Raw genomic sequence first — 12,620 nt, forward strand, 5'->3', positions numbered from 1 at the left:
TGAGCTCACTCCAGGGCATGGGCATCTCCCGGTGGCAGTCGCCCATGCAGCGTAGAAAACTGTTACCTATGTGCTTGAACTGTTCTGTTACCTATGTGGGTGAACCGTACCGAAGACGCGTTTTTGCCTCCTTTTGCCGCTCGGGCAAAAGGAGGTCGCCGGCTACGCCGGCGAAACAGCAGCGCATGTCAAGAACGACAACCTCAAAAAAACCCAATCCCCGGTGGAATAAACGTACTCCTTCCTGCGTCTACCACACATTGGTCCACTTCCCGGACCACATGAACGACGAGGAACCATGGCACTCCCGCCCCGCCAGCTTCGCCCCACCGCCTCTGCCTGGATCGCCCTGGCCTTGACGGCGGCCTTCCTGCTCCCGGCCGCCGCCAGGGCCCAGGGCAGCACCGACCAGCAGAAGTTCGCGGCCGAGAACGAGGCCGCCATGACGCGGATGATGGATGGCATGGCCGTTCCGCCCAGCGGCAATATTGATCAGGACTTTGCCGCCATGATGATCCCGCATCACCAGGGCGCCATCGACATGGCCATGGCCGAGCTGCGCTACGGGCGCAATGAACAGCTGCGACGCATTGCTCAGGAAATCGTCGTCGAGCAGTTGCAGGAGATCGCCGCGATGCGGCTCGCGCTCGGCCAGCCGCTGCCGCCCTCCGCCCCGGCGCCCACCCAGCCCAGCCAGCCTGCCAGCACCGACCAGCCCCCGCCGCAGGCGGACGGGCACAGCCACGCCAAGCACGCCCACTGACAACAAGACCAAGCCATGAAACGGAACCCCGCCAAGAACGTCAAGATCGTGAAGCCCGCCCTGAGCCTTGCGCTGCTGCTCGGCCTGTCAGGCATCACACTGGCCGGCCAGGCCCCCGGCCCGCTGGGCGCGCCCGATGTGCCCGTCAGCCACCGCGACCGCATCTACGCGGCCGAGCAGTTCTCCAACACGGTGTCGGTGACCGACCCGGCCGACAACAAGCTGCTGGGCGTGATTCGCCTGGGCGATCCGACACCGGGCAACCTCAGCCCGCTCTACCGCGGCCAGTTGCTCGTGCATGGCCTCGGCTTCTCGCCCGACAGGCGCACGCTGGCGGTGGTGTCGATCGGCTCCAACTCAGTGTCTTTCATCGACACGGCGACCAATGCCGTCAAGCACGTGACCTATGTGGGACGTTCGCCGCATGAGGCCTTCTACACGCCCGACGGCAAGGAAGTGTGGGTGACAGTGCGCGGCGAGAACTACATTTCGGTGATCGACGCCGCGACGTTCGCGGAGAAGACCCGCATCACCGTCGCGGCCGGCCCGGGCATGCAGATCTTCTCGCCGGACGGCAAGTACGGCTACATCTGTTCGTCCTTCAATCCGGAAGTCGCGGTCGTCACCGTGGCCGATCACAAGATCGTCGCGCGCGTGAAGCAGGAAAGCCCGTTCTGCCCGAACATCGCCGCCACGCCGGATGGCAGGCAGGTCTGGTTCACGCTCAAGGATATCGGCAAGACCCAGGTGTTCGAAGCGCATCCGCCGTTCCGCCCGCTCAAGACCCTTGAGACCGGCGCGATCACCAACCACGTGAACTTCGCGCACACCGCGGCCGGCACCTTCGCCTATATCACCATCGGCGGGCTGAACCAGGTGAAGGTCTTCCGCACCGACGACTTCACCCCGGTCGCGACGATTCCCGTGGGCGCCCTGCCGCATGGCCTCTGGCCGTCCGGCGACGGCACCCGCATCTACGTCGGCCTGGAGAACGCGGACAGCCTTGCGGCCATCGATACCGCCACCAACCAGGTCGTGGCCAGCGTGCCCGTTGGCCAGGCCCCGCAGGCCATCGTCTACGTGCCCGGCGCCGTGCCCGAAGGACCGGGCACGCAAGGACTGCAGCCGCTTGGCGTCGCGGGCCAGACCACGCAACTGAAGCTGGTGGCCCTGGCCAATGGCAAGCCGGTCGCGAGCGACAATGCCCCGACCAGCGTGACGCTGTTCGACCAGGGCCTGCTGCAAGTGCTGCAAGCCTCCGCAACGGGGCTGCAACCCAAGCAGGCGTATGTACTCGCACTCGCTGGCCAGGCGGATGGCACCGGGCCGCTGGAACCGCTGGCGAACTTCACCGCGAACCCCGCGGGCGGGGCCATCGTCAACGCGATCGGGCCGATCCGGCAGGTTGTGCAGGGCATTGCCGGTGCGGAAGCGCGGCGCTATCTTGTGATCGCGCCGGCCGTCAATGGCAAGCCTGCGGCACCTGTGCAAGTGCAGGCCATGTAGACGCCAGGTTGTCCATGCATAGCGGAGAGGAATGGTTGTGAAGGACCTGCTGCAGCACGTCGAGCCGATGATCCCCGCGTTGCGGCGCTATGCGCGTGCGCTGCTGCGCGAACAGGACAGCGCCGACGACCTCGTCCAGGACTGCCTGGAGAAGGTCATCACGTACTGGGACAGCCGCCGCGGCCATGGCGACACCCGCAGTTGGGTGTTCGCCATCCTGCATAACCTGGCGATGACGGCGCTGCGCCGCCAGGCGGGCGCGCGCGGCCTGCATGTCGCCATCGAAGACGTGGCCGAAGCGCTGAGCGCGCGCGCCACGCAGGAAGACGGCCTGCACTACCGCGACCTGATGAGCGCGCTCGATACCTTGCCGGCCGAGCAGCGCAGCGTGCTGCTGCTGGTGTCGGTCGAAGACATGTCATACGCGGACGCCGCCCGCGTCCTCGACATTCCCATCGGTACCGTGATGTCGCGCCTGTCGCGCGCGCGGGACCGGTTGTTGAAGATCATGGAAGGCGGCGCCGCGGCAGCGGCGGGACCCGCACAGAAGGCGGCATTGCGGAGGGTCAAATGAAGGAGAACCGGCCCGTGCAGGAAGAAGACCTGCAGGCCTATGTGGACCACACGCTGGACGAGGCGCGCCGGCACGAGATCGATGCCTACCTGCGCGATCACCCGGAAGTCGCGCGCCGCGTCGAGGGCTATGCCGCGCAGCGCGCGCAGTTGCGCGCCGCATTCGCCCCGGTCGCGAGCGAGCCGATCCCGCCGGAACTCAACCTGCGCCACATGCTCGCCGCGCGCCGCACGCGCACGGCCGCTCCCTGGCGCCTCGCGGCTTCGGTGTTCGTGGCGCTGTGCGTAGGCGGCCTGGCAGGCTGGATGGGACACGGCGCCACCGAACCTGCGACTGGCGGCATTGCCGCGCTGGCGCGCGAGGCCACGGCCAGCTACCAGGTCTTCGCATCCGACCCGAACCGCCCCGTGGAAATCAGCGCGCACGACAGCGCCGATCTCGTCAGATGGGTATCGGCACGGCTGCAGCGCCCCGTCGCCGTGCCGGACCTTACCCGTTCGGGCTACCGCTACATGGGCGGGCGCCTCGTGGCAACCGAGCACGGGCCGGCCGGGCTCTTCATGTATGACGATGGGCACGGCACGCGTGTCGCCATGCTGGTGCGGCCGATGAAGGTGGAACAGGACACGCCGATGAAAGCCCATCGCCAGGCCGGCGTGGCGGGATATTCATGGGCGGACCAGGGACTCGGCTACAGCCTCGTCGCCGCCGATTCGACCGATGGCCTGCATCCGCTGGCCGACGAGATGCGGCGGCAGATCGACCAGCGCGCACGCCGGCCCGCACCGGCATAGCGCCGGGCGGGCTGGCGGGTTCAGCGCTCGCCCTTGCCGAACAGCCCCTTCACGCGTTCCCAGAGCACGCCGAAGAACAGCGCCACCGGGTTGAGCCGCACGGTCTTCATGCGCTCCGACTCGCTCAGCGTGGGGTCCATCCTGCGCGCCACCGACTTGCCGAAGTCGGCGATCATGCGCCGCACGAAATCGCGCACCAGCCCCGAGCGCGAGAACTGGGCCAGCGGCCCTTGCAACGAGTATTGCAAGTCCACCGCGACTTCCGTCTCGCTGGCCGATCGCGCGGTGAGCTGGTACGCGATATCGCCGGCGGCCTTGGAGTTGCTCAGCGAATCCTGCCCCGCCCCCCTGAGCACGCCGCGCTTCCGGGCGTCGTCGCGCTGCAGGCGTGCCGCACCCTCGAAGCGCGCGGACATCGGGCCGAACTTGATGGCGATGTGGCCCTTGACCTTCTCGCCCTCGACTTCGGTCAGCACGGCGCCCGGCAGGCAGCCCGCCACCGCGGGCAGGTCCGCCATGAACGCCCAGACCGCGTCGGCCGCGTAGGGCACGGTAAAGCCGCCTTCGATGCGCGACCAGCCCTTGCGGTCGGCCGCGCGCCCCGCCTCGTTTGCCGCCGTTGCCGCCGTTGCCGCCGTGGCGGCCTGCCTCGGCGCGGCGCCGAGCGCCTCGTCCGACACGGCGAAACCGGTGAACGCCTTTGCACTGGCCGGGGCAGGCGTGGGTGACGAAGACGCTCCCTGCGCCGGCCGGCGCGCGTCCAGCACCGAGCGGATGGCGGCGACGATGCCCATATAGCCGGTACAGCGGCACAGGTTGCCCGACAGCTCATGCCGGATGGTGGCCTCGTCGGCGTCCGGCAGGCGCAGCACGATGTCGCGCGCGGTGGCAAGCATGCCCGGCGTGCAGAAGCCGCACTGCAGCGCATGATGGCGGTTGAAGGCGACACGCAGGTCGGCCATCACCGCGTCATCCTCATAGCCCTCCACGGTGACGATGTCCGCGCCCTGGCAACCGGCGGCGAAGGTGATGCACGAGCGCACCGGCTTGTCGTCGACCAGCACCGTGCAGGCGCCGCAGACGCCGTGCTCGCAGCCAAGGTGGGTGCCGGTGAGCCGGTGGGTATCGCGCAGGAAGTCGCCCAGGTGCGTACGGTCCGTGCACGCGCCGGACACCTGCCGGCCATTGACGGTGAATGCGATGGTTTGCACGGGGCTCCTCAGTTCAGCATTTGCATGACGCAGCGCGTCACGACGGTACGGCACAGCTTGCGGTCGATCGCGTCCTTGTCCGGCGCGGCGCGCGCGATGGCCTCGTCCACGGCCTGCGTGGTCAGTGCATCGGCGCCCTGCGCCGCGACCGCTCGGGTCAGCTCGCGCAGCACCACCGGCGGCCCGTCGAGCGCGCCCAGCACGATGCGCGCGAAGCGGCGGCTCGCGTCGAAGTAAGCCGCGCAGCTCGCCTCGGCGAACTCGCCGGTCTTGCGGCACAGCTTCTGGTAACCCCAGCGGGTCTCCGCGCTTGCCGGCGGCACGCGCACCGCGGCGATCAGTTCGCCTTCCTCCAGCACCGTGGTGTAGGCGCCGATCATGAAGGCATCCATCGGCACCACGCGGGTCGCCGCGGCCGAGACGATCTCGATCCGCGCGCCCAATGCCGTCATGGTCACCACCCAGTCCGCCGCCGGGTCGGCATGGGCAAGGCTGCCGCCCACGGTGCCGCGATTGCGGATGGCGCGGTAGGCGATGCCGCCGGCCACGGCCTGCAGCATGGTTGCGCGCAGCGGCCCGAACACGCCGTCCTCGATCTGCGCATGGGTCACGCAGGCGCCCAGGCGAACGTAGTCGGGGGTGACCGTAACCTCGCGCAGTTCCGGCAGCCGCGATACATCGACAACGGCATCCGGGCGCGTCAGGCGCAGGTTCAGCATCGGGCCGAGCGACTGGCCCCCGCCCATGGTCTTGGCAACCTCGGTGCCCGCGCCGAGGCGGGCGAGCGCATCGGCCAGCGAGCCGGGCGCTTGATAGGTAAAGGCAACGGCTTTCATGGTTCAGGCAGCCTTCCTGCTTTCGGACCGGGTCGCGGCGGCGTCCAGCGCTTCCAGGACCTTCCGTGGGGTCAGCGGGGTTTCCTTGAGTTCGACGCCGAAGTCGCGCAGCGCATCGTTCACCGCGTTGAAGATCGCGGCGGGCGGCGCGATCGCGCCGCCTTCGCCCATGCCCTTCGCGCCGAATTCCGTGTGCGGCGACGGCGTCTCGAAATGATGAATGCGGATCGACGGGATCTCGGTCGGCCCCGGCAGCATGTAGTCCGCCAGCGTCGAAGCGAGCGGCTGGCCGTTGCCGTCATAGCGCATCTCCTCGAACATGGCTGTGCCGATGCCCTGCGCCACGCCGCCGTAAGTCTGCCCTTCCACCACCATCGGGTTGATCATGGTGCCGCAGTCCTCGACCACGACATAGTCGAGGATCTCGACGTGCCCCGAATCGATATCGACTTCCACGGCGACCGCATGCGTGGCGTAGGTGAAGCTGCCGGTATCGACCGCCGGCTTGAAGCCCATGGTGGTTTCCAGGCCCTGTGCGTCGACATCGGCCGGCAACAGGTGCGGGTTGATGTACCAGGCGTCGGCAATGCGGTCGAGGGCAATGCTGCCTTCGCCTGCGCGCACGAATCCGGCCTCGAAGCGCGCGGCTTGCGCCGGCTGCCCGAGCATGTGCGCGCCGATCTTCAGCAGCCGCGGCAGCAGCGCCTTGCATGCGCGCGACACCGCGCCGCCCGACATCACCAGCGAACGCGACGCGTACGTGCCCGTCGAAAATGGCGTAAGGCCCGTGTCGCCATGGACGACCTTGATCCGCGCGACATCGATGCCGAGGATCTCGTTCGCGATCTGCGCGAACGTGGTTTCCATGCCCTGCCCGTGCGAATGCACGCCGACGCGCACCTCCAGCCCCCCGTCCGGCGTGATGCGCACGGTGGCGGAGTCGAAGCCCGGAATCACCGGCGTGCCCCACGCCGCGAACACCGACGTGCCGTGCGCCGATTGCTCGGTGTACGTGCCGAAGCCAACCCCCACATAACGGCTGCCCTCCGGGCCCGCCTGCTGGCGCGCGCGGATCGCGGGCAGGTCGATCATCTCCATCGCCTTGCGCACGCTGGCCGGGTAGTCGCCGCCGTCGAAGTGCTTGTTGGTCACGTTGACGTAAGGCATGGCCTGCGGCGGCACGAGGTTCTCGCTGCGGACTTCCCACGGCTCGCGGCCAACCTCGCGCGCGATCGCATCCATGAGCAGTTCCATCGCGAAGCACACGCCCGTGCGGGCCACGCCGCGATACGGCACGAAGCCGGGCTTGTTGGTGGCGACGCAGACGGTCTCGCAGCGATAGCCGTCGAACGCATACGGCCCCGGCAGGTTGCCGATGGCCTGGCCCGGCTCGAGGCCGATGGTGAACGGCCACACCGAATAGGCACCGCCGTCGATGGCGATCTTTGCGTCCAGCGCCAGCAGCCTGCCACGCGCGTCGGCATACGCAGTCAGCTCGTAGTGGTGTTCGCGCGAGTTGGCGCCGGCGGTCAGGTGCTCGCGCCGGTCCTCGATGAAGCGGAACGGCCGCTTGTGCATCATGGCCAGCCACGCGATGCACAACTCCTCCTGCTGCAGCACGCACTTGTAGCCGAATGCGCCGCCCACATCGGGCGAGATCACGCGCACGCGTTCCTGGTCCAGCCCTAGGCAGTGGCTCAGGATGGTGCGGATCATGTGCGGAACCTGCGTGGCGCTGTACACGACAAGCTGGTCGAACTGGTGGTCCCAGTAGGCCAGCACCGCCTTGCCTTCCATCGGCACCATGCACTGGCGTGCCAGATCGATCTTGCGCTGGACCACGACAGTGGCCTCGCGCTGCCGCGCCTCGAAATTCTTGTCGGCGGTCAGCGTCAGGAAGGTGTTGTCGCTCCAGTGCTCATGCACGCGGACGTCTTCCGCGAGCTGGCGCGCCTGCGCGACTTCGGTCAGCGCGGTCAGCTCGTCAAGTTCCAGCGAGACCTGCTCGGCGATGTCCTCGGCCTCGGCACGGGTCGGGGCGAAGGCCATGGCCACCGGCTCGCCGACGAAGCGCACCTTGCCGCTGGCCAGTGGCGGCTGCGCGGAAGGCTTGTAGGAGGGAAAGGCCGAGTCGGCAACGATGTCCTTCGCGCCCTGCATGTCCTCGCGCACGATCACCGATGCGGCCAACGCCTGCGGCTTGGTGACCGAGAGCAGCCTGGCGTGCGCGACGGGGCTGCGCAGGAATGCCACCTCCTGCAGGTCCGGCATGGCGATGTCCGCCACGAACCGGCCCTTGCCGTGCAGGTGCCTGGCGTCTTCCTTGCGCGCCACGCGGGCGCCGACCCCCTGGCCCCGCCCTTCCAACGAATGATTCGGTTCCATCGATATCCTGTCTTCTGGCCGGCGGCCGCGGCGGACCATGCGCCCGCCGTGGGTTTCGACTTGCTCAGCATGCTGAGCAAAAATGCTAAAGAACCCCGCCCCGGCCTGTCAATTGCGGCTTCACCGCATGGCAGGCGGCGCAAACGCCATTCCTGCGCCCATGCCTGCGCCGATGCCTGCGCTCATTCCTGCACGCCGATCGCCGCCAGGGCGGCCGACCGCGGCATGACGGTGGCGTACTTCTGCTCCATGTCGAACAGGTTGGCCTCGTGCGGACCAAGGGCGCGATCTCCCACGCAATCCGACAGCACCAGCGGGCGGAAGCCATACTGCATGGCATCCACGACGCTGGCGCGCACGCAACCGCTGGTCACGGCGCCCGCCACCAGCAGCGTCTTCACCGCGCGCTGCGTCAGCCACGCGCCCAGCGAGGTGCCGAAGAAGGCCGACGGCACGGTCTTGCGCACCACCAGTTCGCCCGGTGCGGGCGCCAGGTCCTCCACGATGGCGCTGTTCCGCTCATGCTCCTTCAGCGTCAGCATGTTCGGCACCTTCATCGAGAAGACGTTGTGGTCCGCGCCATCGTCGGCATAGACGATGCGGCTGTGCGCAACGGCCCAGCCTTCGCGGCGCGCCACCGCGAGCAGCGGCACCGTGGCGGTGATCGCCTCGCGGATATTGCCGCCGCCGAACACCGCCGGATCGGCAAAGCCGTTGACGAAGTCGACGATCAGCAGGCCGAACGGCGGCGCCAGTTCAAGCTGGTTGCCGAAACCCTGGCGCTGGTAGGCGCCGATTTCCTTGTGCATGGGCCCTTACTCCTTGGGGTACTGGAAGCCATCCATGACCTTGCCCTCGGTCACCACATCCACGCCGTCCAGCCGCACGGTGCAGCGGCGCAGCGGGATGTCGATATGGCAGGTGGTCGTGCGCTGCCCGCCGGCCTCGTTGTTGGGGCCGAGCGAGAACAGGAAGTTGCCCTCGAACGCGCGCGCATCCATGCCGATGGTGGCTTCGCGGTCGTACAGGCCGAGCGTCGCCCAGTGCGCGCGCGGCTGCAGGCCCCAGCCGATGTGCGAGATCGCATAGGCCTCCGGGTCTTTGAACGAGGCCATGTATTCGCTCAGCAGCTCGGCATGCAGCCCGCCTTCGATGCGCGTGGCGAAGCCGTTCTCCACGGTCAGCCTGACCGGCTCCGTGACGTAGGTCTTCTGCGGCAGCAGGATATCGCCGCGATCGAGCACGATGGTGCCGCTCGCCCCGCCCTCGTTCGGCCAGGTCAGCACGAAGCCGCTGGGCCAGTGGTCCCAGCGCCCGGGCTCGTCGACGAAGCCATATTCGCTGATGGCCGGAAACTCTCCCAGCGGGCAGCGCAAGTCCGTGCCGGCGGCCGAAACCACGTGCATTTCCTTTGCGCGGCCCAGCCGCCCGGCGGCCGCCTTGACGCGTTCGCAGTCGGCCTCGGTCGGGACCATGCGCGCCAGCACCTCGGGCGGCTCCACCGCGAGCAGGATCTTCGTGCCGCCGCTCAGGATGTCGTGCTGCTCGGGCGAGAACAGCAGCGTCATCAGGTCGAGCACGAGGTCGCTCGCCTTGAGCGCAGCGATGGCGGCCGGATTGCCGGTCAGCGGCGTGGTGCCGAGATAGGCCAGCGCATCGCGGCTCAGCGCCTTTTCGCCATTGACGGGCGGCAGGTCCAGCCGGTTCACGATCGCGCCCATCGCCTGCGTGGCGATCAGCGCGGTCGACAGGGTCTGCGGATGCGTGGCGGCACTGGTGAGGATGGTCACCGTCTGCCCTCGTTCGAGCTTTGACAGCTTGAGCACCCGGCTCCAGGCTTCGATCATCTGGTGGTCACTGACGGGCATGTCGGCTCCTTGCGTGACGGGGTTGGTGAGTGGCGTTCATCACAGCAGCGCGGCACCAAGGAAATCGTCAAAGGCACGATAGAAGCCGCCCTCGTCGTCCCACGGGATCATGTGGCCGGCATCGGCCACGTGGCTCACCAGCACGCCCGGCAGCAGCGTGCGGATCTCCTGCTCGTCCTCGTCGCGCACCACGTCGCCGCGGCCGGCGCGCATCAGCAGCGTGGGCACCGACACGTGCGGCAGGTCGGCGTGGATGTCGTCTTCATGAAAGCCGCTGAAGCTCGCCAGGATCGCGCGCTCGTCGCAGGTGTGCAGCCATTCGGCGCGCAGGCGCAGTTGCTCGTCCGTCCAGGTCGGGCAGAAGCGGCGCATGCCCTCGGCGTCGATGCCGGCCCGCGCGAGGCGGATGGAATCGATGTACCACGGCAACTGCGCGGGATAGGCGCGGCGCCCCGGACCGGAGACCGGCGGATCGACCATCACCAGGCGCGTCAGGGCCGCCGGGCGTTGCCGCGCGACGCGAACGCCGATGCGCCCGCCCATCGAGTGGCCGACGATGGCATAGCGCCGCAGGCCCAGCGCCTGCGCGAAGGCGATCACGTCGGCGGCCTGCGCATCCAGGCTGTAGTCCAGCGCGTCGCTGGCTTCGGACAGGCCGCGGCCGCGCACGTCCAGCACATAGGTATCGAAGCGCTGGCCGAACTGCTCGCCGACGAAGCCCCACGTGATGGCCGGGCTCGTGATGCCCGGCACGATGATCACCGTATCGCGCGACGCGCGTTCGCCATCGTTGCCGCCATAGCGCAGGTAGTGCTGGCGGATGTTGTTGGCGTGGACGTTGCCGCCATAGAGGAAGGTGCTCATGCCGCGGCCCTCAGTAGGCGCCGGACAGCAGCGCGCCCGCGCCCGGCACGACCGGCTCCAGGTCCAGTGCGCGCAGCATGGCGTAGGTGGTGGCGATGGCCGCCGTGATCACCGGCTTGCCGGTCATCGCCTCGACCCTGGCCACGGCCGGCAGCGACGGCATCTGCACGCAGGCCGACAGCACGATGGCATCGACGTCGGCGATATTCATCTGCGCGACGATGGCCGGCAGCCTGGCCGGATCGTGGCGACCGACTTCGAGGTTGTCCGGAATCTCCAGCGCGCGGTAGTCGACGACTTCGTAGCCTTCGTTGCGGATGTAGTCCACCACCAGTTCGGTCAGCGGCTTCATGTACGGAGCGACCACGGCGATGCGCTTCGCGCCGATCACCTTGAGGGCATCAACCAGCGCACCGGCACTCGTGATGACCGGCGCGTCGCCGCCGTTCTCGACGGTGTGGGCCTTCAGGCGCTGTTCCGACTTGCGGTGGTAGCCATGGCCCATCGCCATGATCGCGACCAGGCAGGCGTAGCCGAGCACATCCACGCGTGCGTCGGAAAGCTCGACGGCGCAGCGGTCGGACTCGGCGTCCATGGCGGCCAGTTCTTCCTTGACCACCTTCTTCATGCGCATGCGGCTCGAATGGAAAGTGAACCGTTCGGGACGGATCTGCTGGCGCGCGCTCAGCATGGCCGGGATCTCGGTTTCCATCGTGGTGTTGGAGCTCGGCACGATCTGGCCGATGCGAAAGACTTTTTGCATGGGTGTCCTTGCGTAGTGCGGTTGCAGCGGTTGCAGCGTTTACAGCTTGAGAAGGCGTTGGGCGTTGCCGTGGCAGACCTGCGCGCGCGTCGCTTCGTCGAGCGGCGCTTCCTCGATGAACTGCGCCGCGACCTCGGTCGATTCATACGGATAGTCGACGGAGAACATCACGGCCTGCGGCCCCATCTCGGCAATGGCCCCCGACAGGGCGCCGTGCGAGCACACGCCCGACGTGGTGATCACGATATTGGTGCCGATGTACTCCGACGGCGCGCGCGCGAGACGTACCCCGTGCGAGTACACCGCGAAGCGGCTGTCGAAGCGCCAGCGCTGGAACGGCAGGCCTTCGCCCATATGGCCAAGGATGATCTTCAGCCGCGGAAATCGATCGAACACCCCGCCGAACAGCAGACGCAGCGCGTGCGATGCCGTTTCCACGCCCCAGCCCCACGCGGCGCCGTCCAGTTCCGGATGGCCAGCCAGCACCTGTGGCTTCACATAGGCGTCGGTCGGGTGCAGGTACAGCGGCACGTCGAGCGCTTGCATCCGTTCCCAGAACGCGTCATACGCGGGATCGTCGTAATAGCGGCCGTGCGTGTGGCCGTTCACGAGCGACCCCTTGAAGCCGAGTTCGCGCACGGCGCGCTCCAGTTCCCTGCCCGCCTGTTCGGGATCGTGCATGGGCAGTGATGCAAAACCGGCAAAGCGCGTCGGATGGCGCGCGATCTGTCCGGCCAGGAAGTCGTTGCTCTGCTTTGCACGCGTGATGGCAAGTCCGGGATCGGCTTCGCCCTGAACACCGGGACCGGTCTGCGACAGCACCGTGATATCGATGCCCGCGCGGTCCATCTCCGCGAGACGGAGCTCGTCGAAATCGGCCAGGCGGCGACCCAGGTCGGCGAACACCGCGGGGTCGATATATTGCGTGAATCCCTTGGAATAGGCCTGGAACCCTGGCGTCATGAAATGCTCTTCCAGGGCGATCTTCTTCACTCTTGTCATGCTGTGGGGGCTCCTGATGACGGGTTGCGGTGCACCAGCAATGCTTGCAAGCGG

At 67.9% G+C, this 12,620-nt stretch carries 12 protein-coding genes; 4 read left to right on the plus strand and 8 right to left on the minus strand.

Annotated elements, in window-relative coordinates:
* Window positions 1-298: 298 nt before the first annotated feature.
* Genes KHO22_RS29785 through KHO22_RS29800 form a run of 4 tightly spaced genes read left to right on the plus strand, consistent with a single transcriptional unit; the run spans window position 299 to window position 3,637 of the window.
* Window positions 299-763: a DUF305 domain-containing protein gene (locus KHO22_RS29785; protein WP_211950777.1), complete on the plus strand. Its 465-nt coding sequence runs from the start codon at window positions 299-301 to the stop codon at window positions 761-763.
* 15 nt (window positions 764-778) lie between these two features.
* On the plus strand, window positions 779-2,269 hold the full coding sequence (locus KHO22_RS29790) for a YncE family protein (RefSeq protein WP_211950778.1): 1,491 nt from the start codon (window positions 779-781) through the stop codon (window positions 2,267-2,269).
* A gap of 31 nt (window positions 2,270-2,300) precedes the next feature.
* Window positions 2,301-2,843, plus strand: a complete 543-nt coding sequence (locus tag KHO22_RS29795) for an RNA polymerase sigma factor (protein WP_230427086.1) — start codon at window positions 2,301-2,303, stop codon at window positions 2,841-2,843.
* A complete protein-coding gene (locus KHO22_RS29800; RefSeq protein WP_211950779.1) occupies window positions 2,840-3,637 on the plus strand; it encodes an anti-sigma factor family protein in 798 nt (265 codons plus the stop codon). Before KHO22_RS29795 ends, KHO22_RS29800 begins: the two co-directional genes overlap by 4 nt.
* Window positions 3,638-3,657: 20 nt before the next feature.
* Here the strand turns inward: KHO22_RS29800 and KHO22_RS29805 are convergent, their stop codons facing one another.
* The 8 genes from KHO22_RS29805 to KHO22_RS29840 form a co-directional block, all read right to left on the minus strand.
* The gene (locus KHO22_RS29805; protein WP_211950780.1) at window positions 3,658-4,848 is read right to left on the minus strand and encodes a xanthine dehydrogenase family Fe-S subunit; all 1,191 of its coding nucleotides are present in this window, start codon (window positions 4,846-4,848) and stop codon (window positions 3,658-3,660) included.
* A gap of 8 nt (window positions 4,849-4,856) precedes the next feature.
* Window positions 4,857-5,684, minus strand: coding sequence for an FAD binding domain-containing protein (locus KHO22_RS29810; RefSeq protein ID WP_211950781.1), 828 nt, complete (start codon window positions 5,682-5,684; stop codon window positions 4,857-4,859).
* A gap of 3 nt (window positions 5,685-5,687) precedes the next feature.
* On the minus strand, window positions 5,688-8,069 hold the full coding sequence (locus KHO22_RS29815) for a xanthine dehydrogenase family protein molybdopterin-binding subunit (RefSeq protein ID WP_211950782.1): 2,382 nt from the start codon (window positions 8,067-8,069) through the stop codon (window positions 5,688-5,690).
* Window positions 8,070-8,251: 182 nt separating this feature from the next.
* Window positions 8,252-8,878, minus strand: a complete 627-nt coding sequence (locus KHO22_RS29820; RefSeq protein ID WP_211950783.1) for an isochorismatase family protein — start codon at window positions 8,876-8,878, stop codon at window positions 8,252-8,254.
* Window positions 8,879-8,884: 6 nt separating this feature from the next.
* A complete protein-coding gene (locus KHO22_RS29825; protein WP_211950784.1) occupies window positions 8,885-9,937 on the minus strand; it encodes a 2,5-dihydroxypyridine 5,6-dioxygenase NicX family protein in 1,053 nt (350 codons plus the stop codon).
* 39 nt (window positions 9,938-9,976) lie between these two features.
* A complete protein-coding gene (locus KHO22_RS29830) occupies window positions 9,977-10,801 on the minus strand; it encodes an alpha/beta fold hydrolase (protein WP_211950785.1) in 825 nt (274 codons plus the stop codon).
* A gap of 10 nt (window positions 10,802-10,811) precedes the next feature.
* The gene (locus KHO22_RS29835) at window positions 10,812-11,564 is read right to left on the minus strand and encodes a maleate cis-trans isomerase family protein (RefSeq protein WP_211950786.1); all 753 of its coding nucleotides are present in this window, start codon (window positions 11,562-11,564) and stop codon (window positions 10,812-10,814) included.
* Between the two features lie 39 nt (window positions 11,565-11,603).
* Complete coding sequence (locus tag KHO22_RS29840) at window positions 11,604-12,566, minus strand: amidohydrolase family protein (protein WP_211950787.1); 963 nt, start codon at window positions 12,564-12,566, stop codon at window positions 11,604-11,606.
* Between the last annotated feature and the right edge of the window lie 54 nt (window positions 12,567-12,620).

Origin of the sequence: Cupriavidus yeoncheonensis (assembly GCF_905397275.1) — a bacterium.
Classification (GTDB): domain Bacteria; phylum Pseudomonadota; class Gammaproteobacteria; order Burkholderiales; family Burkholderiaceae; genus Cupriavidus; species Cupriavidus yeoncheonensis.